This window comes from Variovorax sp. GW821-FHT10C12 (assembly GCF_059415405.1).
Window position 1 is genome coordinate 1 of the sequence record NZ_JBWKNE010000013.1, and the last position, 19896, is coordinate 19896.

21 protein-coding genes are annotated in these 19896 nt (G+C 65.5%); 5 read left to right on the forward strand and 16 right to left on the reverse strand.

The window, feature by feature from the left end; translation table 11 throughout:
* From tuf to AC07OH_RS30680, 9 genes are all read right to left on the reverse strand, one after another.
* The coding region (gene tuf, locus AC07OH_RS30640) for an elongation factor Tu (RefSeq protein ID WP_495303206.1) at nt 1–896 on the reverse strand (896 nt) is incomplete at its 3' end.
* Nucleotides 897–1037: 141 nt separating this feature from the next.
* Nucleotides 1038–3140 carry an elongation factor G gene (gene fusA, locus AC07OH_RS30645; RefSeq protein ID WP_489061049.1) on the reverse strand — a complete coding sequence of 701 codons (2103 nt, stop codon included), beginning with the start codon at nt 3138–3140 and terminating at the stop codon, nt 1038–1040.
* Nucleotides 3141–3237: 97 nt separating this feature from the next.
* Nucleotides 3238–3711 (reverse strand): 30S ribosomal protein S7, encoded by a 474-nt coding sequence (gene rpsG / locus AC07OH_RS30650; protein WP_007829591.1) that lies wholly within the window; start codon nt 3709–3711, stop codon nt 3238–3240.
* A 151-nt stretch (nt 3712–3862) separates the two neighbouring features.
* Nucleotides 3863–4240 carry a 30S ribosomal protein S12 gene (gene rpsL / locus AC07OH_RS30655; protein ID WP_013543948.1) on the reverse strand — a complete coding sequence of 126 codons (378 nt, stop codon included), beginning with the start codon at nt 4238–4240 and terminating at the stop codon, nt 3863–3865.
* A gap of 202 nt (nt 4241–4442) precedes the next feature.
* Complete coding sequence (locus tag AC07OH_RS30660; RefSeq protein WP_489061051.1) at nt 4443–5612, reverse strand: D-alanyl-D-alanine carboxypeptidase family protein; 1170 nt, start codon at nt 5610–5612, stop codon at nt 4443–4445.
* Between the two features lie 40 nt (nt 5613–5652).
* Nucleotides 5653–6285, reverse strand: a complete 633-nt coding sequence (locus AC07OH_RS30665; protein ID WP_495303207.1) for an alpha/beta hydrolase — start codon at nt 6283–6285, stop codon at nt 5653–5655.
* A gap of 70 nt (nt 6286–6355) precedes the next feature.
* Nucleotides 6356–6709, reverse strand: a complete 354-nt coding sequence (locus tag AC07OH_RS30670; protein ID WP_095950244.1) for a (2Fe-2S) ferredoxin domain-containing protein — start codon at nt 6707–6709, stop codon at nt 6356–6358.
* 21 nt (nt 6710–6730) lie between these two features.
* The gene (locus AC07OH_RS30675) at nt 6731–7855 is read right to left on the reverse strand and encodes a VanZ family protein (protein WP_495303208.1); all 1125 of its coding nucleotides are present in this window, start codon (nt 7853–7855) and stop codon (nt 6731–6733) included.
* 19 nt (nt 7856–7874) lie between these two features.
* Nucleotides 7875–8303 carry a CopD family protein gene (locus AC07OH_RS30680; protein WP_062478845.1) on the reverse strand — a complete coding sequence of 143 codons (429 nt, stop codon included), beginning with the start codon at nt 8301–8303 and terminating at the stop codon, nt 7875–7877.
* A gap of 336 nt (nt 8304–8639) precedes the next feature.
* Between AC07OH_RS30680 and hemB the strand changes: the two genes are divergently transcribed.
* Together hemB and AC07OH_RS30690 are read left to right on the forward strand one after the other, a co-directional pair.
* Complete coding sequence (gene hemB, locus AC07OH_RS30685) at nt 8640–9653, forward strand: porphobilinogen synthase (protein WP_495303209.1); 1014 nt, start codon at nt 8640–8642, stop codon at nt 9651–9653.
* Nucleotides 9654–9728: 75 nt separating this feature from the next.
* Entirely contained in the window at nt 9729–10865 is a 1137-nt protein-coding gene (locus AC07OH_RS30690; protein ID WP_495303210.1) for a magnesium transporter CorA family protein, read from the forward strand.
* Between the two features lie 84 nt (nt 10866–10949).
* Here the strand turns inward: AC07OH_RS30690 and AC07OH_RS30695 are convergent, their stop codons facing one another.
* Nucleotides 10950–11318, reverse strand: a complete 369-nt coding sequence (locus tag AC07OH_RS30695) for a hypothetical protein (RefSeq protein ID WP_062478764.1) — start codon at nt 11316–11318, stop codon at nt 10950–10952.
* A 287-nt stretch (nt 11319–11605) separates the two neighbouring features.
* On the opposite strand from AC07OH_RS30695, the gene AC07OH_RS30700 reads away from it, so the two are divergent.
* Nucleotides 11606–12496 (forward strand): LysR family transcriptional regulator, encoded by an 891-nt coding sequence (locus AC07OH_RS30700; RefSeq protein WP_139700428.1) that lies wholly within the window; start codon nt 11606–11608, stop codon nt 12494–12496.
* 48 nt (nt 12497–12544) lie between these two features.
* On the opposite strand, the gene AC07OH_RS30705 is transcribed toward AC07OH_RS30700, so the two are convergent.
* Together AC07OH_RS30705 and AC07OH_RS30710 are read right to left on the reverse strand one after the other, a co-directional pair.
* A complete protein-coding gene (locus AC07OH_RS30705; protein WP_495303211.1) occupies nt 12545–13228 on the reverse strand; it encodes a dienelactone hydrolase family protein in 684 nt (227 codons plus the stop codon).
* A 47-nt stretch (nt 13229–13275) separates the two neighbouring features.
* Nucleotides 13276–13875 carry a 2-hydroxychromene-2-carboxylate isomerase gene (locus tag AC07OH_RS30710; protein WP_139700430.1) on the reverse strand — a complete coding sequence of 200 codons (600 nt, stop codon included), beginning with the start codon at nt 13873–13875 and terminating at the stop codon, nt 13276–13278.
* Between the two features lie 139 nt (nt 13876–14014).
* Between AC07OH_RS30710 and AC07OH_RS30715 the strand changes: the two genes are divergently transcribed.
* Together AC07OH_RS30715 and AC07OH_RS30720 are read left to right on the forward strand one after the other, a co-directional pair.
* Nucleotides 14015–14761, forward strand: coding sequence for an SDR family oxidoreductase (locus AC07OH_RS30715; protein ID WP_139700431.1), 747 nt, complete (start codon nt 14015–14017; stop codon nt 14759–14761).
* A 2-nt stretch (nt 14762–14763) separates the two neighbouring features.
* Nucleotides 14764–15417: a MarC family protein gene (locus AC07OH_RS30720; RefSeq protein WP_139700432.1), complete on the forward strand. Its 654-nt coding sequence runs from the start codon at nt 14764–14766 to the stop codon at nt 15415–15417.
* 6 nt (nt 15418–15423) lie between these two features.
* Here AC07OH_RS30720 and AC07OH_RS30725 read toward each other — a convergent pair whose 3' ends face one another.
* The 4 genes from AC07OH_RS30725 to AC07OH_RS30740 all read right to left on the reverse strand — a co-directional run bounded on the left by AC07OH_RS30725 (nt 15424) and on the right by AC07OH_RS30740 (nt 19795).
* Nucleotides 15424–15885 (reverse strand): EVE domain-containing protein, encoded by a 462-nt coding sequence (locus AC07OH_RS30725; protein ID WP_139700433.1) that lies wholly within the window; start codon nt 15883–15885, stop codon nt 15424–15426.
* A gap of 75 nt (nt 15886–15960) precedes the next feature.
* On the reverse strand, nt 15961–17124 hold the full coding sequence (locus AC07OH_RS30730) for an ABC transporter substrate-binding protein (RefSeq protein ID WP_095950251.1): 1164 nt from the start codon (nt 17122–17124) through the stop codon (nt 15961–15963).
* A gap of 32 nt (nt 17125–17156) precedes the next feature.
* Complete coding sequence (locus tag AC07OH_RS30735; protein ID WP_095950252.1) at nt 17157–19013, reverse strand: AMP-dependent synthetase/ligase; 1857 nt, start codon at nt 19011–19013, stop codon at nt 17157–17159.
* 8 nt (nt 19014–19021) lie between these two features.
* A complete protein-coding gene (locus tag AC07OH_RS30740) occupies nt 19022–19795 on the reverse strand; it encodes an ABC transporter ATP-binding protein (protein WP_056576626.1) in 774 nt (257 codons plus the stop codon).
* Between the last annotated feature and the right edge of the window lie 101 nt (nt 19796–19896).

Below are 19896 nucleotides of genomic sequence, written 5' to 3' on the forward strand. Positions count from 1 at the left end.
CCGGGCTTGCACAGCACTTGGCCGCGTTCGACTTCTTCGCGCTTCGTGCCGCGCAGCAGCACGCCGACGTTGTCGCCCGCTTGACCTTGGTCCAGCAGCTTGCGGAACATTTCCACGCCGGTGCAGGTGGTCTTGACGGTCGGGCGGATGCCGACGATTTCGATTTCTTCGCCGACCTTGATCACGCCGCGCTCGACGGCGCCGGTCACCACGGTGCCGCGACCCGAGATCGAGAACACGTCTTCGACGGGCATCAGGAACGTGCCGTCCACAGCGCGCTCAGGCGTGGGGATGTACGTGTCCAGCGCTTCGGCCAGCTTCAGGATGGCTTCTTCGCCCAGCTTGCCCTTGTCGCCTTCGAGGGCGAGCTTGGCCGAGCCGTGGATGATGGGGGTGTCGTCGCCAGGGAACTCGTACTTGTCGAGCAGCTCGCGCACTTCCATTTCGACCAGCTCGAGCAGCTCGGCGTCGTCGACCATGTCGCACTTGTTCAGGAAAACGATGATGTAGCCCACGCCCACCTGGCGAGCCAGCAGGATGTGCTCACGGGTCTGGGGCATCGGGCCGTCAGCGGCCGAGCACACCAGGATGGCGCCGTCCATCTGAGCGGCGCCCGTGATCATGTTCTTCACGTAGTCGGCGTGACCGGGGCAGTCGACGTGTGCGTAGTGGCGGTTGGCCGTTTCGTACTCGACGTGCGCGGTGTTGATCGTGATGCCACGGGCCTTTTCTTCGGGCGCTGCGTCGATCTGGTCGTAAGCCTTGGCTTCGCCGCCGAACTTGGACGACAGAACAGTTGCGATCGCAGCCGTCAGCGTGGTCTTGCCGTGGTCAACGTGACCGATCGTGCCCACGTTCACGTGCGGCTTGGTGCGGGTGAATTTACCTTTTGCCATTTTTCAATCCTTGAAAGAGCATGTCCCGTGTGTTGGTTTTATGTCTGCATCCGATTGCTGGTTCGCCCCGCACGGGAACAGGGCGGCACCGGATCGCAGACAAGAAGGGCCATGCACTGCATGGCCCCACATTCTTGAAATTTACTTCGAACGCGCAGCGACGATGGCTTCAGCGACGTTACGCGGAGCTTCAGCGTAGTGCTTGAACTCCATCGTGTACGTGGCGCGGCCTTGCGTGGCCGAGCGCAGCGTGGTCGAGTAGCCGAACATTTCCGACAGGGGCACTTCAGCCTTGATGAGCTTGCCGCCACCGATCATGTCGTCCATGCCTTGCACCATGCCGCGACGGCTGGACAGGTCGCCCATCACGTTGCCGGCGTAGTCTTCAGGCGTTTCGACTTCCACAGCCATCATCGGCTCGAGGATGACCGGGCTGGCCTTGCGAGCGCCTTCCTTGAAGCCGAAGATGGCGGCCATCTTGAACGCCATTTCGTTCGAGTCCACGTCGTGGTACGAACCGAAGTGCAGCGTGACCTTGACGTCCACGACGGGGTAGCCCGCCAGCACGCCCTGGGTCAGTGCTTCCACAACGCCCTTTTCCACTGCGGGGATGTATTCGCGAGGAACCACACCGCCCTTGATGGCGTCGACGAACTCGAAGCCCTTGCCGGCTTCCTGCGGCTCGATCTTCAGGACGACGTGACCGTACTGGCCCTTGCCGCCCGACTGGCGAACGAACTTGCCTTCGGCTTCTTCGACGGTCTTGCGGATCGTTTCGCGGTAAGCCACTTGCGGCTTGCCCACGTTGGCTTCCACGCCGAATTCGCGCTTCATGCGGTCCACGATGATTTCGAGGTGCAGTTCGCCCATGCCGGAGATGATGGTCTGGCCGGATTCTTCGTCGGTACGCACGCGGAACGACGGATCTTCCGAAGCCAGGCGCTGCAGGGCGATGCCCATCTTTTCCTGGTCGGCCTTGGTCTTCGGCTCGACGGCCTGCGAGATCACGGGCTCGGGGAATTCCATGCGCTCCAGCGTGATCATGGCGTTCGGGTCGCACAGGGTTTCGCCCGTGGTGACGTCCTTCAGGCCCACGCAAGCGGCGATGTCGCCGGCACGGATTTCTTCGATTTCGAGACGTTCGTTGGCGTGCATCTGCACGATACGGCCGATACGCTCTTTCTTGCCCTTGACCGGGTTGTAGACGGTGTCGCCCTTGCTCAGAACGCCCGAGTACACGCGCACGAAGGTCAGCTGGCCGACGTACGGGTCGGTCATGAGCTTGAATGCCAGCGCCGAGAACTTCTCGCCGTCGTCAGCCTTGCGGGTCACGTCCTGCTCGTCGTCGTCCGTGCCGTGCACCGGAGGAATGTCCAGCGGCGAAGGCATCAGTTCGATCACGGCGTCGAGCATGCGCTGCACGCCCTTGTTCTTGAACGCGCTGCCGCACAGCATCGGCTGGATTTCGCCGGCGATCGTGCGCGTGCGCAGACCGTGGGTGATTTCCTCGAGCGTCAGGTCACCTTCTTCAAGGTACTTGTTCATCAGCTCTTCCGACGCTTCGGCCGCGCTTTCGACCATCTTCTCGCGCCATTCCTTGGCCAACTCGACCAGCTCGGCGGGGATCTCGCGCGTTTCGAACTTCATGCCTTGCGAGGCTTCGTCCCAGAAGATCGCCTTCATCAGACGCAGATCAACCACGCCCTGGAACTTGTCTTCGGCACCGATCGGGATCACGATCGGCACGGGGTTGGCCTTCAGGCGGTCGACCATCATCTGGCGAACGCGGAAGAAGTTGGCGCCGATGCGGTCCATCTTGTTCACGAACGCCAGACGCGGCACCTTGTACTTGTTGGCCTGGCGCCAGACGGTTTCCGATTGGGGCTGCACGCCGCCGACCGAGTCGTACACCATGACGGCGCCGTCCAGCACGCGCATCGAGCGCTCGACTTCAATGGTGAAGTCCACGTGGCCGGGGGTGTCGATGATGTTGATGCGGTGCTCGGGCAGCGAGTGGTCCATGCCCTTCCAGAAGCAGGTCACGGCAGCCGAGGTGATCGTGATGCCACGCTCTTGCTCTTGCTCCATCCAGTCGGTCGTTGCCGCGCCATCGTGCACTTCGCCGAGCTTGTGGGTCACGCCCGTGTAGAACAGGATACGTTCGGTGGTGGTGGTCTTGCCGGCGTCGATGTGCGCGGAGATACCGATGTTGCGGTAGCGCTCGATGGGGGTCTTGCGGGACATGGTGTACTTTCGGGTTTAAATGCGTTGAGCGCTGGGCGTCGAGCACGGGCGATTTCGCCCGGCACTCAACCCCCAACGCTCAAGAGACGTGTGATTTTTAGAAGCGGAAGTGGCTGAAGGCGCGGTTGGCTTCTGCCATGCGGTGCACTTCGTCGCGCTTCTTCATGGCACCGCCACGGCCTTCCGTGGCTTCCATCAGTTCGTTGGCCAGACGCAGGGCCATCGACTTCTCACCGCGCTTGCGGGCAGCTTCCTTGATCCAGCGCATCGACAGGGCGAGGCGACGGACAGGACGGACTTCGACCGGCACCTGGTAGTTCGCACCACCGACGCGGCGCGACTTCACTTCGACCATCGGCTTCACGTTGTTGATGGCAACGGTGAACGCTTCGAGGGGGTCCTTGTCCGGGTTCTTCTTCTCGATGAAGTCGAGGGCACCGTAGATGATGCGCTCGGCCACAGCCTTCTTGCCGCCTTCCATGATCACGTTCATGAATTTGGACAGCTCGACATTGCCGTACTTGGGATCCGGCAGGATTTCACGTTTGGGGACTTCGCGACGACGTGGCATTTTTCTAACCTCTTTGCTTCAGTTGGCATCGTTTCCGATACCGCGAGAGTCAGTCAGGACTCTCACTTACTCGACCCGACAGTGGGTCACTTCGTTCGACAAGCCCGCCAAGGCCATCGAACACCGCTTTGTTTTTTGACGACAGGAAGGCTTAAGCCTTCTTGGGACGCTTCGCGCCGTACTTGGAACGCGACTGCTTGCGGTCTTTCACGCCTTGCAGGTCGAGCGAACCGCGCACGATGTGGTAACGCACACCGGGCAAGTCCTTGACACGACCGCCGCGAACCAGCACGACGCTGTGTTCTTGCAGGTTGTGGCCTTCGCCGCCGATGTAGGAAATGACTTCGAAGCCATTGGTCAGACGGACCTTGGCAACTTTACGAAGCGCCGAGTTGGGCTTCTTGGGCGTCGTGGTGTAGACGCGGGTGCAGACACCGCGACGTTGCGGCGAGTTCTGCATGGCAGGGCTCTTCGAATTGATCTTTTCGACCGTTCGACCCTGACGCACCAGTTGATTGATGGTTGGCATGAATGAATTAGTCCCAAAACAACCCGACTTTGGTAGTGAAACCGCCCTTGGTCGTGACTCAAGGAAGCCGGGAATAACGAAAACGTGAAACCCTTCGGAAAATTCCGAAAAGCCCACGAGTATAGCAGGCGGGTCTGAAATGGCAATGTCAGGCGCCTGAGGCCCCGCCACCACCCGTTTCAAGGCCCTTTTTGCCCGCCTCTTACTTGATCCAGAGACGCACGGCGTCCCAGGCGCGGCCGAAGACGCCGGCCTGCTCGACCGGCTCCAGGGCGACCAGCGGCACGTCCGCCAGGGGCTGGTCGTCCAGCGTGACCTTGAGCGAGCCGACGGCCTGGTACTTGGTGAACGGCGCGACCAGCGGATCGGGGCGCGACACCTGCGTCTTGATCTTGCTGGCGGAGCCGGTCGGCACCGCGACCACGATGGCCTCGGGGCGGCCCAGCTTCAGCACGTTGGCCTTGCCTTTCCAGACGGCGGGCGTGGCGGCGGGCTGGCCGGCTTCGAACAGGCGCACGGCGTCGTAGGCCGTGTAGCCCCAGTTCAGCAGCTTCTGCGACTCGTTGGCGCGCACGGTCTCGCTGGTCGCGCCCAGCACGATCGACAGCAGGCGACGGCCGCCGGTCAGGTTCGGGAAGTCGCGCTTGGCGGTGGCGATCATGCAGTAGCCGGCGGCGTCGGTGTGGCCGGTCTTCAGCCCGTCGACGGTCGGGTCGCGGAACAGCAGCAGGTTGCGGTTGGTGTCGTTGGTCGACGGCGTACCCGGGTAGCGGTACTTCTTGATGGCGTAGTACTTGGCTTCTTCGGGGAAGTCGCGCACCAGGCGCGTGGCCAGGATGCTCAGGTCGCGTGCCGTGGTCGTGTGGCCGGGCGCCGTGAGACCTTCGGGGTTCTTGTAGGTGGTGTTCTTCATGCCCAGCACCTTGGCCTGGGCGTTCATCATCTCGACGAAGTGCTCCACCGTGCCGCCCACGCCTTCGGCCAGCGCCACCGTGGCGTCGTTGCCCGACTGCACGATCACGCCCTTGATCAGGTCTTCCACCGGCACCTGCATCTTGGGGTCGATGAACATGCGCGAGCCGGGCATCTTCCAGGCGCGCGGGCTCACCGGCAGGGTCTGGGTCAGCGTGATCTTCTTGGCGCGCAACGCATCGAACGCGACGTACGCGGTCATCAGCTTGGTGAGCGAGGCCGGCTCGATGGGGCTGTCGATGTCCTTCTGCGCCAGGATCTGGTTCGCGGTCACGTCGAGCAGCAGGTAGCTGCGCGCGGCGATTTCAGGCGGGGCCGGCATCTGGGCGGCGGCGATCACGCCAACCGAGGCAGCAGCGGTCAGCACCAGTGCGCGAAGCGCAGTGAAAAAACGATTCATGGGGAAGATAAGAAGAGACGAGGACAAGCCTGCAAGGCTTTCATTCGGCGCCCGCGCGCAGATGGCGGGCGACCAGGCTTTTGAGCAGCGGCAATTGTCCGTGAAAGAAATGGCCGCCCCCGGGAATAACCGTGACAGGGAGTGACTGGGGACGCGCCCAATCCATCACGGCAGCGAGAGGCACGGTGTCGTCGGCTTCGCCATGGACCACCAGCGCGCGCTCGTGCGCGTCGGCCGGCAGCGTGGCCACCGAGAAGCGCGAGGCGGCCGTGCCCACCAGCACCAGTTGCCGCACGTCGCGTGCGGCCCAGAGCTTCTCGGCCGCGCAGCTGGCCACGAAGGCACCGAAGGAAAAGCCGGCAATCGCCAGCTGACCTTCGGGCGCGAGCTGGCCGACGACATGCAGCATGTCCTCGAGCTCGCCGCGCCCTTCATCGTGAGCACCTTCGCTGGCGCCGACGCCGCGGAAGTTGAAGCGCACCGCCGTCCATCCGCAAGACACGAAGGCGCGTGCCAGGGTCTGCACGACCTTGTTGTCCATCGTGCCGCCGAACAGCGGGTGCGGATGGGCGATCACCGCGATGCCGCGCGCGTCGCCGGAGGGCACATCGCGCTGCACCTCGATCACGCCCGCGGCGCCCTGGAGGCTGATTTTTTCGGTCTGGGAGTTCATGGCGCTGGGGTTGGCTGGGCCGGCGATGCCGGCAACGTGCACGGTACGAGCACGGGGTCCGCGGGAAAGTTCAGCGGCCGACGTCGGGCGGCAACACCAGCCGCTCGACGACCTGGCCATTCTTCAGGTGCGACTCGACGATCTCGTCGATGTCCTCGGCGTCCACGAAGGTGTACCAGACAGCCTCCGGGTAGACCACCGCCACGGGCCCGCCCGCGCAGCGGTCAAGGCAGCCGGCCTTGTTGACGCGCACCTTGCCGGGCCCGGCGAGCCCCTGCTCCTTCACCTTGGCCTTGCAGCGGTCGAAGCCTTCCTGTGCGTTGTGCAGGGCACAGGAGTCTTCGCCGTTCTTGCGTTCGTTCAGGCAGAAGAAGATGTGGCGGCCGTAGTAGCCGGACGGCGCGGCGGGAGTGGTGCTGGGCATCGATCGATTTTATGAGCGCGCTCAGGACGAGGACGAGGGCGATACAGGACGGCGGCGCCGCGACAGCGCGGCCAACACATAGACCAGCACCGCGAAGGGCCAGCCCCAGCCCAGCCACTGGGCCAGGCCGTGGAAGCGGATGAAACGGCCCTGCTCCCAGGTGGCCAGGGTCTGCGCAAAGTAGGCGCTCTCGGGTGCTTGGTTCAGCAGGCTCAGCTGGAGCACGAGCCCCATGAGCAGCAGCGCGCCGCACAAGCGGCGCGGCGCGAACAGCAACAGCACGCCCGCGAACACCGCCGCGGCCAGCCCGACCTGCACTGGCAGATCGAGCCAGGCCCACGCATGCGCGGGGCCGTAGCTCATGGCCGCCGACAGCGCCGAGGCTGCGACGCCCGCCAGCAGGATGAGCGGCAGCAGCACCGCGCGCTGCACCACGTTGCGCGCCACCAGGTAGCCCAGCAGGCACGGCACCAGCGCCCCGAGCATCACGCACAGCAGCTCCACGGCCGGCACCAGCGGCTCCAGCTCGAACTGGCGCACCGGCAGCCAATCGATGAAAGGCGTGTCGAGCAGCCACTCGGAAATCGTCGTCTCCAGCCGTTCGAACACCTGGCCGAGGCCGAAGGTGACGGCGGCGGGGAACAGCAGCGCAAAGGGCCAGAGCGCGAGCAGCACCAAGCCGCCGCGTGCGTCCTCGACGAACCATTGCGAGCGCACGCGGCTCCAGTGCGCGATCGCACCGAGCCGCTCCAGCGCCGCGGCCAGCACCGCGCCGAGCACGGTTCCGGCGGTGTTCAGCCCCAGATCGACGTTCGAAGGAATGCGCGCCGGCAAATAGCTCTGCAGCGTCTCCATGGCAAAGGCGATCGCCGCGCCCGCCACCGTGGCGCGCAGCAGCGCGCGCCAGACACTGTGGCTGCGCCCCGTGCGCAGCACGGTCAGCGCGCACAGGAAACCGAAGGGCACGTAGCCCACCACATTCACCCCGAAGTCGAAACCCGTCCAGTACTTGGGCCAGGGCGCCGAGAGATACGCCCAGGGCGCGATCCCCTGGTCACGCCAGTCGGCGAAGGGGTAGAGGCTGGCATAGACGATCAGCGCCGCATAGGCCAGCGCCAGGGGGAGCGCGGCAGACTTGTGCGGCATGTCCACCGTCGACACGGGCTCAGAAGGGCTTCACCACCACCAGGATCACGATGCCCAGCAGCAGCAGCACGGGCAGCTCGTTGAACCAGCGGTACCAGCGGTCGCTGCGGCGGTTGCCGCCGGCCGCAAAACGGCGCAACAGCACGCCGCAGCCATGGTGATAGCCGATGGCCACCAGCACCAGCGCCAGCTTGGCGTGCATCCAGCCGTTGCCCGGGCCGCGTCCGATGCCGTAGCCCAGCCAGAGCCAGGCGCCGAACACCAGCGCCGGCACCGCCAGGAAAGTGGTGAAGCGCAGCAGCTTGCGCGCCATCAGCAGCAGGCGCTCACGCTCCGCGACCGACTCCGGCGGCACCATCGCCAGGTTGACGAAGATCCGCGGCAGATAGAACAGCCCGGCAAACCAACTGGCAATGAAAACAATGTGAAGAGATTTGACCCAGAGCATGGCGGCAGTTTAGTGGTGGCTGCACACTGAGCCCTTTTGGGGCCCTTTGCCAAGGTTTCGGGCAAAAAAAAGCCCGACGTCTTCACGTCGGGCTGGGAAGCCCTTTTGCTGTCACACATCAAGGCACCCGCTCAGGGAGGAAAAGCGGGGAGCGGCAAGCCGCCCGCTTCAGAATTTAACAAAGACGAAACAAGGTTTCAAGCGATTGAGGCAGTTTCTTTGACTTTTACAACAAAAATCTAGAACTTAAGTTCTATTAATTCCCGTAGTTGTCAGACAACTTGCTTCCCGGAGCCCTGGGCTGCGTTTTTCCGCTTCAGGCACAATTTTAGATATATGACGTCACCATTTTCTCCGCTCGCGATGTTCCCCGCCGGCCGCCCGCGACGGCTGCGCCGCGATGCCTTCACCCGCAACCTGGTGCGCGAGCATGCGCTGACGACGAACGACCTGATCTACCCGGTGTTCGTGCAGGAAGGCGAGAAGCGCCGCGACGCCGTGCCCTCGATGCCCGGCGTCGACCGCCTGAGCCTCGACCTGCTGCTGCCCGTGGCCGAGCAGTGCGTGCAGGCCGGCATCCCGGTGATGGCGCTGTTCCCGGTGATCGACGCCAGCCTCAAGACGCCCGCGGGCGACGAGGCCTTCAACCCCGACGGCCTGATTCCCCGCGTGGTGGCCGCCCTCAAGGCGCGCTTCCCCGAGCTCGGCGTCATGACCGACGTGGCGCTCGACCCCTACACCAGCCACGGCCAGGACGGCCTGCTCGACGACACCGGCTACATCCTCAACGATGCCACCGTTGAAGTTCTGGTGAAGCAGGCACTCACACAATCGCAAGCTGGCGTCGACATTGTGGCGCCGAGCGACATGATGGACGGCCGCATCGGCGCGATCCGCACCGCGCTCGAAGCCCGCGGCGACATCCACACGCGCATCATGGCCTACAGCGCCAAGTACGCCAGCGCCTTCTACGGCCCCTTCCGCGACGCCGTCGGCTCGTCCGCCACGCTCGGCAAGAGCAACAAGAAGGTCTACCAGATGGACCCCGGCAACAGCGACGAAGCCCTGCGCGAGGTCGCCATCGACATCGCCGAAGGCGCCGACATGGTCATGGTGAAGCCCGGCATGCCCTACCTGGACATCGTGCGCCGCGTGAAGGACGAGTTCCACGTGCCGACCTTCGCCTACCAGGTGAGCGGCGAGTACGCGATGCTGAAGGCCGCGGCCCAGAACGGCTGGCTCGACCACGACGCCGTGGTGCTCGAGAGCCTGCTGGCCTTCAAGCGCGCCGGCGCCGACGGCGTGCTGACCTACTTCGCGCTTGACGCCGCCCGGTTGCTACAAAAATAATAGCTACTGCGGCATGCCTGCCGCACCTCCACGGCACTTCTGGCGTGGAAGAAGAACCACCGGGGGCGAGTGTCCATGCGCATCTTCGAAATCAGCCGCTCGCAGGTCAGCGAGCACGCCTCGCTGGCGCCACTGGCCGTGCCGGGCGCTTGCGCCGCCGCCAGCTACCTCTGGATTTCGCTGACGCGCGACGAATTCCGCGCCGCCCAGTCCGAGGTGCAGCAGATCCTGCAGACGCTGTGCCAGACCCAGCTGGTCGACCTGCACGTGGCCGACCTGCTCAACGACCAGCTGCCCTCGCACTACGACTACACCTCGCTGTACGACGTGCTGGTGTTCCGCCGTTTGGCCACAGGCAACGGCCAGGACAGCGCTGAACCGCCGCCACAGCAACGCCCGTCGCGCGGCGGCCCGCCGGTGCTGCGCCGCATCGACACCCGCCCCGTCGGCTTCGCGGTGTTCGACCGTGTGCTGCTGTCGGTACACCCCGAGGACGGCACGGTGCGCGACGCCTTCGCCGCCCGGCTGCTGGCGGCGGCCTCGTCCGACGACCGCGGCACGCCGGCGCTCGACGTGCGCGCCACCTCGGCCCGCCTGCCGGCCAGCCCCGCCGACCTGATGCTTCGCATCGTCAACCTGATCGTCGACGGCTACCTCGACCTGCGGCGCGAGCTCACGAAGCAGCTCGACCACTGGCAGACCGAGCTCATCGACCCGCGCAGCCGCTTCACCAACTGGAGCGCGCTGATGGAGGCGCGCCAGTCGCTGCACCGCCTGGACGAAATCTGCGAAGACCAGCGCGCCGCCATGCAGGACTGGATCGATTCGCTCGAAACCCTGCCCGTGCCGCAGGGCGAGACCGCGCAGCGCGAGCGCGACCTGATCATGGTGCGCAGCCGCGACGTGCTGGAGCACATCCAGCGCGTGGTGCACCACGTGCACCGGCTCGAGCAGAACGCCGAGACGGCCGTGCAGATGCACTTCAGCGTCCAGGGCCACCGGGCCAACGACATCATGCGGGTGCTGACCGTGCTCACCGCCATCTTCCTGCCGCTGAACCTCATCGCGGGCATCTTCGGCATGAACTTCGAGTTCATCCCGCTGGTGCACAAGGCGGACGGCTTCTGGATCGCGATGACGGCGATGCTGGTCATCGCGGTGTTGCTGGTCCTGGTCTTCTGGCGCAAGCGCTACCTCGCCCGCACGCGCTGAGCGCCCATGAAAAAAGCCACGCAGATGCGTGGCTTTTTCTTGTCAGCCCGGGCCGCCCCGGAAGGCGGCTGGCTTCGTGGCCAATTACTTGGCGACGGCGCCCGAACCTTGCTGGGCTTGAACGCGTGCGTCCATCGGGTTCACCATGGTCGAGATGACCTTGCTGTTGACGCGCGAACCCGAGGTCACGTTCTGGTCGGGAGCGTAGGCGGTGCGGATGGCTTCGGCTTCGACGATCGAACGGTCCTTCGACACGGCCACGGTTTCCGCGCCGCGCGAACCACGCACGACGTTCTGGTTCGGGGCTGCGGCGGTGCGCTGGGCTTCGGCGTTGACTTCGTCGCGGCTCTTGGACGAGATCACTTGGGTCACGCCTTGGTACGTCTCGGCTTGGGCGCCGGTGGCGGCCAGGAGGGTCAGGGCGGCGGCTGCGAAAATGTGCGAGGTCTTCATGTCTGTTCCTTGTGTTCGGCTAGATGGGATGTCCACCAGGCTTGCACGTTGGCTCGCCTGTGCGGCGAGTGTCAGCCGGAATTCCTCCGGGAAAACACTCGGTTCAGAGACACGGTGTTTCCTGTAGCGAAACAATCAGTCAACAAAGTCGTGCACGCAAAAAACCGGGGCATTCGCCGCCTGACTGCTTCCGGCTTACACCAGAACCCCGCGCCGGTCCTATCCGGCAAAACCCCCGAGAATCGGCACACCGCGCTCCCTCGCGAAAAACAACGGGTTTCACTGACATGGACAGTCTCGATCTGATCAAAACCTTCCGGGAAGTCGCCTCGCACGGCAGCTTCTCCCAGGCCGCCAAGCGGCTCGACATGTCGAAGGCCACGGTCAGCAAGTACGTCGCCGAACTCGAGACCCGCTTCGGCGTGCGCCTGCTCAACCGCTCCACGCGTTCCGTCAGCCTCACCGACGCCGGCCAGCTGCTGCTCGAACGCAGCACACCGATGCTCGAGATGGTCGAGCTCACCCAGGCCGAACTGCAGGAGCGCGCCAGCCAGCCCGGCGGCCGGCTGCGCATTTCGGCGCCGCACGGCATGGGCAACGGCGAGTTCCCCGACCTGCTGGCCGACTTCATGCGCCACTACCCCGACGTGAGCATCAGCCTGCAGCTGACCAACCGCACCGTCGACCTCGCCGAGGAAGGCATCGACGTCGACATCCGCAGCGGCCCGGTGGAAGACGCCAACCTCATCGTGCGCAAGCTGCGGCTCATCCACATGGTGGTCTGCGCCTCGCCGGTCTACTGGAAGAAGCACGGCAAGCCCGCGCACCCGCAGGAGCTCGCCCACCACGAGGCGCTGACCCATTCACTGCTGGGCACGCAGCCCGTGTGGCGCTTCGATGACAACGGCCAGCCGCTGGACGTGCAGGTCAAGAGCCGCATGGACTGCACCGAAGGCGCGCCGCTGATCCGCGTCGCGATGCGCGGCTTCGGCGTGATCTACCTGCCCTCGCTGCTCGTGCAGTCGCACATCGACAGCGGCGAGCTGGTGCCGGTGCTCGAAGGCTATGCGCGCAAGGACATGTGGCTGTCGGCCGCCTACCTGCAGCGGCGCCACAACAGCGCGGCGCTGCGCGCGTTGCTCGACTTCCTGCAGACCCGCGTCGGCGCCAAGAAATAGAAATGAAAAAGCCCGGCACTGCCGGGCTTTTGCTTGAGGCGTGCCGGATCAGCCGACGTGCTTGGCAAAGAAGGCCAGCACGCGTTCACGCGCCGGCTTCGCCGCCTCGGCGTTGTACGAGGCGCGCTGGTCGCAGTTGAAGCCATGGTCGGCCTCGTAGACATGCACTTCCACTTCGGGGTGCGCCTTCTTGAAGGCCTCGATGGTGTCCAGCGGAATCCAGTGGTCGCGGTTGCCGAACTGCGCGAGCACCGGCACCTTCGGCTGGCGCGCGCTTTCTTCCGGCGTCGTCATGCCGCCGCCGTAGTACGGCGCGGCAGCGGCCAGGCCCGGCAGCAGGGCCGCGGCGCGCCAGACCAGCAGGCCGCCCCAGCAGTAACCGACGATGCCGACCTTGCCCGCCTTCGAGGCGTAGGCGATCGCGGCTTCGAGGTCCTGCAGCACGCCGGGCGCGGGCAGCGCCTCGACCGCGGTCTTGTAGCCGAAGCCGGTCTTCATGTCGTCGTCGCTGTAGCCCAGCTCGACGCCGGGCTTGACGCGGTGAAAGGTCGACGGCGCCACGGCCAGGTAGCCGTCGGCCGCGTAGCCGTCGGCCACCGAGCGGATGTGCGAGTTCACGCCGAAGATTTCCGGCACCACCACCACGGCGCCGCGCGGCGTGCCCGCGGGTTCGGCCACGTAGGCGGGAAAGGTGAAGCCGTCTTTGGCGGTGAGATCGATGAATTGGCCCATGGGGTCCTCCTGAAAACGATGGAATAAAAAACGGGTGGGCTTGCGCCTTACGCGCGCAACGCCCGCTCGACGAAATCGAGCCGGTCCTGGCCCCAGAAGATCTCGCCGTCGATCACGTAGCTCGGCGCACCGAACACCTGGATGTCGATCGCTTCCTGCGTGTAAGCCTCGTAACGTTCCTGCACCGCCTGGCTCTGCGATTGCTCGGCGCGCTTGGCCGGCAGGCCGCACTCCGCGACCAGGGCTTCGAGCAGGTTCGGGTCGCCGATGTTCCGCTCCTGCACCCACACGGCCGCGAACACCGCGGCGCTGATGCGCATCGCGGCCTCGGTGCCGTCGTGCAGGTCGACCGCGATGATCAGCCGCGCCGCATCGTCGCCGGCCACCGGAAAGAACTTCGGCTTCGGGTTCAGCGGCAGGCCCAGGTGCTTCGAGAAGCGCGCCAGCTCGAGCAGCCGGTAGGCCTGGCGCTGCGGCGCGCGCTTGCCCAGCGGCAGCCCGCCCGACACGGGGAACACGCTGCCCATGTCGATGGGCCGCACGCGCACGGTGGCGCCGGCCGCCGCGGCGATGGCGGCAAAGCGGGTATGCCCCAGATAGGTCCACGGACTCTGTGGCGCAAAGTAATAGTCGATCGTCTTGTGCATTCAATAACCTCCGTGCTTCGCACTGCGGTGCAAGCTGGCTTGGGGCGACGCGGCGCTCACGCTGATGCGCGGGCCCTCGATGATGTAATCCAAGCGAACGGTTTTAACTGACACACAGTTTCTCTGCAGGAGGTGGGATTTGGACCAGGTGCTCTTGATCACCGGCGGTGGGCGCGGCATTGGTGCCGCCACGGCCTTGCTCGCCGCGAAGCGCGGCTACGCCGTGGCCGTGAACTACGCCAGCAACTCGCTGGCCGCCGACGAGGTGGTGCGCACCATCCGCGCGGGCGGCGGCACTGCCATGGCGGTGCAGGCCGACGTGGGCGACGAGGCCCAGGTGCTCGCGATGTTCGCGAAGGTCGACGCCAAGCTCGGGCGCCTCACGGCGCTCGTGAACAACGCCGGCGTGGTCGACGTGCAGGCGCGCGTCGACGCCATGAGCGTGGCGCGCCTGGAGCGCATGTTCCGCATCAACGTGATCGGCAGCTTCGTCTGCGCGCGCGAGGCCGTGAAGCGCATGAGCACGAAGTACGGCGGCGCGGGCGGCGCCATCGTCAACATCTCCAGCGGCGCCGCGCGCCTGGGCTCGCCGGGCCAGTACGTCGACTACGCGGCCAGCAAGGCCGCCATCGACACCCTGACCATCGGCCTGGCCAAGGAAGTGGCCACCGAAGGCATCCGCGTGAACGCCGTGCGCCCCGGCCTCATCGACACCGAGATCCACGCCTCGGGCGGCATGCCCGACCGCGCGGCCGAACTCGCACCCACCGTGCCGATGCAGCGCACCGGCAGCCCCGAGGAAATCGCGGGCGCCATCCTGTGGCTGCTCTCGCCCGAGGCCAGCTACACCACCATGGCCCTGCTCGATGTGACCGGAGGACGATAACGATGAGCACCTCCATGGACCTCATCAAGCCGCTGGTCACGCTGGTGGCCATCGTCAACCCGCTGGCCATCGTGCCCTTCTTCATCCACTACACGCAGGACTACTCCGACGCCCAGCGCAAGCGCACGGTGCGCATGTCGGCCTTCAGCGCCTTCGTGGTCATTGCCGTGAGCGCGCTCATCGGGCTGCAGCTGCTGTCCTTCTTCGGCATCTCGATCGCGAGCTTCCAGGTCGGCGGCGGGCTGCTGCTGCTCATGAGCTCGATCTCGATGCTCAACGCGCAACCGGCCGAGAGCAAGACCAACGTCGACGAGTTGCGCGCGGTGGAAGTGAAGGCGTCCATGGGCGCCTCCATCGCGGTGGTGCCGCTCACCATCCCGCTGCTCACCGGCCCGGCCGCGATCTCCACCGTGGTGATCTACGCCGACAAGGCGCAGCACCTGTGGGAGCTGGCCGTGCTGGTCGGCTATGGCGTGGTGGTGGCGCTGGCGACCGCGCTGGCCTTTTCGCTCGCGCAGCCGATCGCGCGGGTGCTCGGCAAGACCGGCATCAACATCATGACGCGGCTGATGGGCCTGATCCTCGCGGCGCTCGCGGTCGAAGTGATGGCCGACGGGCTCGGCAAGCTGTTCCCGATCCTGTCGAAAGTCGCCTGACCCGGTTCAGGCCAGCATCTTCTCGATGACCTTCCAGTGCGCCGGCTCCACCGGCGTGATGGACAGCCGGTTGCCTTTGCGCAGGATGACCAGATCGGCCAGCTCGGGCTTGGCGCGCAGCTCGGGCAACGCCAGCAGCCGGGTCTTGCGCACCGCCTGCACATCGACCAGCAGCCAGCGCGGGTCTTCCTTCTTCGCGCCGGCGTCGTAGTACGGCGACTTCGGGTCGAACTGCGTCGGATCGGGCTGGATGCCCGAGGCCACGCGCGCGATGCCGGCAATGCCGGGCTCGGGGCAGCTCGAGTGATAGAACAGCACGCCGTCACCGACCTTCATGCCGTCGCGCATGAAGTTGCGTGCCTGGTAGTTGCGCACGCCAGTCCACGCCACGGTGGCATCGGGCGCGGCGAGGGCATCGTCGATCGAGACCTCGTCGGGCTCGGATTTCATCAACCAGTACTGGGGCATGGCGGCGGTCTCGCGAAGGGGGATTTCGCGGAATATAGCCGCTCGCCCCCAGTACGGTACCGGGGCGAGCCTCGCTTACGGCGTCACGTAGTCAGAGACGACGACCCACTTGCCGTCCTTGATCTGCGACAGCCGCGACTGGTCGTTGCCCAGGCGCTTGGTGGCGGTGTAGGTGCTCTTCGGGCTGCCGAACATGTCGGGCTCGAAGGTGATGCTGTCCATCGCCTTGATGAAGCTGTCGGTCGTCAGGTTCGGGCCGGCCTTGGTCGCGGCCTTGATGAACGAGTCGATGATCACGTAACCGTACACCGAGAACACGGTCGGGTCTTCGTTGAACTTGGTCTTGTACTTGTTGGCCCAGAAGCGCAGCGGCTGCGACTGCTCGTCGGTGTAGGGGTTCTGCACCGTCATGGTGGCGTACACGCCGTCCATGGCCTTGCCGCCGAGCTTGTGGATCAGGTCGGTGTAGGCCGCGCTCGAACCCAGGAAGGTCGGGTTGAAGCCGGTCTTGCGCGACTCGCCCACCGTGCCGATGGTCTCGCGGATGATGGTGCCGAGCACCACGAGGTCGCAGTTGGCGGCCTTCATCTTCGCGACCTGCGAGCTGAAATCGGTGGCACCGCGCTTGAACGAGGTCTTCTCGGCCAGCTCCATGCCCGCCGCCTTCAGGCCGGCCTCGGCGCCGCGCTGCACTTCCAGGCCGAACTCGTCGTCCTGGTAGATCGTGCAGACCTTCTTGGCGCCCTTGTCCTTGATCATCTTGGGCAGCGCCAGGCGGATCTGGTCGTAGTAGGTGGCCGCGAACGAATACTTCAGCCGGTTCAGCGGCTCGTACATTTCGCGCGCCGCCGTGATCGGCATGTAGTTGATGACGTTCTTGTCGAACTGCACCGGCATCGCCGCCATGTTCTGCGCCGTGCCGATGTGGCCGGCCATGATGAAGATCTTTTCCTGGTTGACCAGCTTCTGCGCCGCCAGCACCGCCTTCTTCGGGTCGTAGCCCGAGTCTTCGACGAAGAGCTTGAGCTTGCGGCCGTTGAGCGTGCCCTGCTCGTTGAGCTCGTCCACGCGCAGCTGCATGCCGTTGCGCGCCTGCTTGCCGAAGCCCGCGAGCGGACCCGACAGGTCCTGGATGGTGCCGATGCGGATCTCGTCCTTGGTCACGCCCTGCTGCGCCGACGCGAGCGTCGCGATCAGGCCCAGCACGGCCAGCGTCGTCAATGTCTTGAGCTTCGTCATAGCGTTGTCTCCTCGGGTTGGCAAAAAAGAGGTCAGCGGTACATGGCGTCGATGCGCTGCGCGTACTTGGTCTGCACCAGCTTGCGCTTGAGCTTCATCGTGGGCGTGAGCTCCTCGTCCTCGGCGCTGAGCTGCGTCTCGAGCAGGAAGAACTTCTTGATCTGCTCGACGCGCGCGAACTTGGCGTTGACGCGATCGATCTCGCCCTGGATCAGGTCCTGCACTTCCTGCGTGCGTGTCAGGCTCTCGTAGTTGCTGAACGGCACGTCGTGGTCCTGCGCGAATTTCTCGACGTTCTCCTGGTCGATCATGACGATCACCGTGAGGTAGGGCCTCTTGTCGCCGATCACCACGGCATCGGTGATGTAGAGGCTGAACTTGAGCTCGTTCTCCAGCTCGCTCGGGGTCACATTCTTGCCGCCTGCCGTGATGATGATGTCTTTCATCCGGTCGGTGATGCGGAAATACCCGTCCTCGTCCATCACGCCCACGTCGCCCGTGTGCAGCCAGCCGTCGGCGTCGATGGTCTCTGCCGTCTTCTCCGGCAGATTCAAATAGCCCATGAAGACATTGGGGCCGCGCACCAGGATCTCGCTGGTGGCCGGATCGATGCGCACCTCGTTGTAGCCCGTGGCCGGCCCGATGGAGCCGGGCTTGATGCGGGTGACGGGCACGGCGGTGGAGGCACCGCACGACTCCGTCATGCCCCACACCTCGAGCATGGGCACGCCCAGCGCGAGGTACCACTTGACCAGCTCGGGCGAAATGGGCGCCGCGCCGGTCACGAGAAAACGCGCGCGGTGGATGCCGATGAGCTTGCGCGCGTTGTCCAGCGCCAGCAGTCGCGCCAGCCGGAACTTCAGGCGCAGCCCCGTGCCGATCTCCTGGCCCGCGAGCACCTTGTTGGCGATGGTCTCGCCCACGCCGATGCTCCAGTGGTAGGCGGCCTGCTGCAGCGGGCTGGCCTCCTTCAGCGCGATCATCACGCCCGAATAGAACTTCTCCCACACGCGCGGCACGCCGGTGAACACCGTGGGCGCGATCTCGCGCACGTTCTCGGGCACCGTCTCGGGGTTCTCGACGAAGTTGAGGATCGAGCCCGTGTACATCGCAAAGTACTCGCCGCCCATGCGCTCGGCGATGTGGCACAGCGGCAGGAAGCACATGCGCTCGTCTTTCTCGTCCTGCGCGATGAGCGTGTTGTAGCCGCGCGCGGTGTACACCAGCCCCGCGTGGCTGTGCATGGCGCCCTTGGGCTTGCCGGTGGTGCCCGAGGTGTAGACCAGGATGGCCAGGTCTTCGGGCCGGCACGCCGCCACGCTGCGCTCCACCGCCTGCGGGTCGCCCGCCAGGTGCGTGCGGCCGAGGGCGCGCAGCGCATCGAGGCTCATCACGCCCGGGTCGTCGAGCTCGCGCAGGCCTTCCATGTCGAACACGACCACGCGGCGCAGGCCGGGCAGGCGGGCGCGCACCTCGAGCGCCTTGTCGAGCTGCTCGTCGTCTTCCACGAAGAGCACCGTGGTGCGCGAGTCTTCGCACAGGTACTGCACCTGCGACGCGGCGTCGGTCGGGTAGATGCCGTTGGAGACGCCGCCGCAGCTGAGCACGGCCAGGTCGGCCAGCACCCATTCGATGACGGTGTTCGAAAGAATGGACGCGCACTCGCCGCGCGTGAAGCCGATGGCCTGCAGCCCGGCCGCGATCTCGCGCACGGCCTCGGCGGTCTGGCGCCAGCTCCAGCTGCGCCAGATGCCCAGCTCCTTCTGCCGCATCCAGATGTTGTCGCCGCGCTGGCGCACGGCGTTCCAGAACATGGCCGAGAGCGTCTCGCCGGGCACGAGGATGTCGTGGCCGGGTTCGATGGTTCGCAGATCCCAGAGTCCTTGCATGGCGACGGCTACCTCCAGGTCTTCTTCTTTTTCCAGCGCCGCTCGCCGCGCACGCCGTCGTCCTTGACACCGAGGTAGAACTCCTTGATGTCGTCCTTCTCGCGCAGGCGTTCGCACGAGTCTTCCATCACGATGCGGCCGTTCTCCAGCACGTAGCCGTGGTCGGCGGCGTTGAGCGCCATGTTCGCGTTCTGCTCCACCAGCAGGATGGTGGTGCCGCGCTCGCGGTTGATGCGCACCACGATCTCGAAGATCTCCTTGGTGAGCTTGGGGCTCAGGCCCAGGCTGGGCTCGTCCAGAAGAATGAGGTGCGGCGCCGCCATGATGGCGCGCGAGATGGCCAGCATCTGCTGCTGCCCGCCCGAGAGCAGGCCGGCGTCCTGCGTGGCGCGCTCGCGCAGGATCGGGAAGTAGGTGAAGACGGTCTCGATGTCCCGCGCCACGCCGTCGCGGTCCTTGCGCGTGTAGGCGCCCATCAGCAGGTTGTCCTTCACCGACAGCAGCGGAAACACCTCGCGCCCTTCCGGCACGTGGCTCAGCCCCTGCTGCACGATGAAGGCCGGGTCCTTCGCCGTGATGTCCTGCCCCTGGAACTCGATGCTGCCCTTGCGCGGATCGATGATCCCCGAGATGGTCTTGAGGATCGTCGTCTTGCCCGCGCCGTTGGAGCCGAGCACGGTGGCGATCTCGCCCTTGCGCACCTTCAGGCTCACGCCGCGGATAGCCTTGATGGGGCCGTAGGCGCTTTCGACGTTGAGCAGTTGAAGCACGACGTCGCTCATACGTGCACTCCCTGGTTCGGGGGACGGCGTTGGAGCCCATGCCCCGGGCGGGCCGACGTCACCGGCCCTTCGGGCTGCCCTGCGCTGCTCACGACGGGCGG

Bases quoted from the DNA above. Each gene is read 5' to 3' on its own strand.
- AC07OH_RS30720 (WP_139700432.1), top strand. From the start codon at position 14,764: ATGAGCACCTCCATGGACCTCATCAAGCCGCTGGTCACGCTGGTGGCC.
- fusA (WP_489061049.1), bottom strand. From the start codon at position 3,140: ATGTCCCGCAAGACCCCCATCGAGCGCTACCGCAACATCGGTATCTCC.
- AC07OH_RS30670 (WP_095950244.1), bottom strand. From the start codon at position 6,709: ATGCCCAGCACCACTCCCGCCGCGCCGTCCGGCTACTACGGCCGCCAC.
- AC07OH_RS30735 (WP_095950252.1), bottom strand. From the start codon at position 19,013: ATGCAAGGACTCTGGGATCTGCGAACCATCGAACCCGGCCACGACATC.
- rpsL (WP_013543948.1), bottom strand. From the start codon at position 4,240: ATGCCAACCATCAATCAACTGGTGCGTCAGGGTCGAACGGTCGAAAAG.
- AC07OH_RS30705 (WP_495303211.1), bottom strand. From the start codon at position 13,228: ATGGGCCAATTCATCGATCTCACCGCCAAAGACGGCTTCACCTTTCCC.
- rpsG (WP_007829591.1), bottom strand. From the start codon at position 3,711: ATGCCACGTCGTCGCGAAGTCCCCAAACGTGAAATCCTGCCGGATCCC.
- AC07OH_RS30665 (WP_495303207.1), bottom strand. From the start codon at position 6,285: ATGAACTCCCAGACCGAAAAAATCAGCCTCCAGGGCGCCGCGGGCGTG.
- AC07OH_RS30680 (WP_062478845.1), bottom strand. From the start codon at position 8,303: ATGCTCTGGGTCAAATCTCTTCACATTGTTTTCATTGCCAGTTGGTTT.
- AC07OH_RS30730 (WP_095950251.1), bottom strand. From the start codon at position 17,124: ATGACGAAGCTCAAGACATTGACGACGCTGGCCGTGCTGGGCCTGATC.
- AC07OH_RS30675 (WP_495303208.1), bottom strand. From the start codon at position 7,855: ATGCCGCACAAGTCTGCCGCGCTCCCCCTGGCGCTGGCCTATGCGGCG.
- AC07OH_RS30690 (WP_495303210.1), top strand. From the start codon at position 9,729: ATGCGCATCTTCGAAATCAGCCGCTCGCAGGTCAGCGAGCACGCCTCG.
- AC07OH_RS30740 (WP_056576626.1), bottom strand. From the start codon at position 19,795: ATGAGCGACGTCGTGCTTCAACTGCTCAACGTCGAAAGCGCCTACGGC.
- AC07OH_RS30710 (WP_139700430.1), bottom strand. From the start codon at position 13,875: ATGCACAAGACGATCGACTATTACTTTGCGCCACAGAGTCCGTGGACC.
- hemB (WP_495303209.1), top strand. From the start codon at position 8,640: ATGACGTCACCATTTTCTCCGCTCGCGATGTTCCCCGCCGGCCGCCCG.
- AC07OH_RS30695 (WP_062478764.1), bottom strand. From the start codon at position 11,318: ATGAAGACCTCGCACATTTTCGCAGCCGCCGCCCTGACCCTCCTGGCC.
- AC07OH_RS30700 (WP_139700428.1), top strand. From the start codon at position 11,606: ATGGACAGTCTCGATCTGATCAAAACCTTCCGGGAAGTCGCCTCGCAC.
- AC07OH_RS30660 (WP_489061051.1), bottom strand. From the start codon at position 5,612: ATGAATCGTTTTTTCACTGCGCTTCGCGCACTGGTGCTGACCGCTGCT.
- AC07OH_RS30725 (WP_139700433.1), bottom strand. From the start codon at position 15,885: ATGCCCCAGTACTGGTTGATGAAATCCGAGCCCGACGAGGTCTCGATC.